We start from the raw sequence: 1117 nt of genomic DNA, 5'->3' as shown, positions 1-1117 counted from the left end.
CTTGAAGTTGGATTTTTCTAAGAGTCAAGATCAGATGTATATAGTTTATCTTAATACCAACAAAGGAACTGTTACTAAGAAGCTTATATCTTCAAAGTTGCAATAATTTTTGTAGAAGTTATTTGTTGTAAATTCTATTATAAAATGCCATAATAAGTTTTCTTTGGAATGGGGATGCTTAGTAAATAATATCGAAGTTGTGTTATTTGATTATTGGATATAAAAGGATAATTATGAAAAAAAAATTACTTAGCGTTACCTTTGTGTTAATCAACCTCTTTGTTGTTTTTTCACAAAATGCTATTACAACTTGGAGCGTAGGCGATGTACAGGTAGACTGTCAGTCTGGGCAAATCTGTTACCCAATAATGGTCCAATCGAGTATAGACAATTCTCAGTTGTCCTATACGACCCTGCGGTTCTTTTATGACAGTGCGTTGATGGGCAATTTAACGATCGCTTCGGTAGAGAATGGCTATACGGTTGGTTTGGTTCAGCAAACATTTCCTACAATTGGAGATGAATTTGGTTTCACCACCGATATCGGGGGTTTTCCGAGAATTTCCGTTTCGCCCAACGTTTCAAATTATATAGACATTCAAAACGGCGTTCCTACGCATGTTTTTGATTTGTGCTTTACCCTATTGACAAATCCTATACCACAAGAACTTTGTTCCCCGTTAATATACGATAATAACCATACTACTGCCGGTACCGGTATCGAAAATGATGCTGGGTATTTCGCTGGCGATGCAGGTATAGCCACCCAATATGTAATTGGTGGCGGTGGAGCTATAGCTGGCGACGATGAGGCGATACAGTTTCTATGGTCTGGCGACTCGGGCTTTGTGAGTCCATTGGATACCCAAGGAGAGACGGTGGGCAGCGTGACCACTACGGGTTGCATTATAACAGGGTGTAACCCTGATACCGGCACGGTAAGCGGTCACTTATATATAGATACCAACGGCAATGGCGTACAGGATCCGGGCGAGCCCGATCTGTCGAACGTTGACGTTGTTGTTACGGATGCCTATGGCGGCACTCAGACCGTTACAACGGATGCCAATGGCGATTGGGCCGCCACTGTGCCTGCGGGGGCTACCGTGGCCGATGT

Annotated in this window: 1 protein-coding gene; it reads left to right on the top strand. The window is 42.6% G+C overall.

The annotated features are described in order from the left end of the window. Positions 1-263: 263 nt before the first annotated feature. A partial coding sequence (locus ABD792_RS19115) for a hypothetical protein (protein WP_345008188.1) occupies positions 264-1117 on the top strand: 854 nt, incomplete at its 3' end.

The sequence above is a fragment of the Snuella lapsa genome, from assembly GCF_039539345.1.
GTDB lineage: Bacteria > Bacteroidota > Bacteroidia > Flavobacteriales > Flavobacteriaceae > Snuella > Snuella lapsa.
This window is presented reverse-complemented; position numbering and strand designations above follow the sequence as displayed.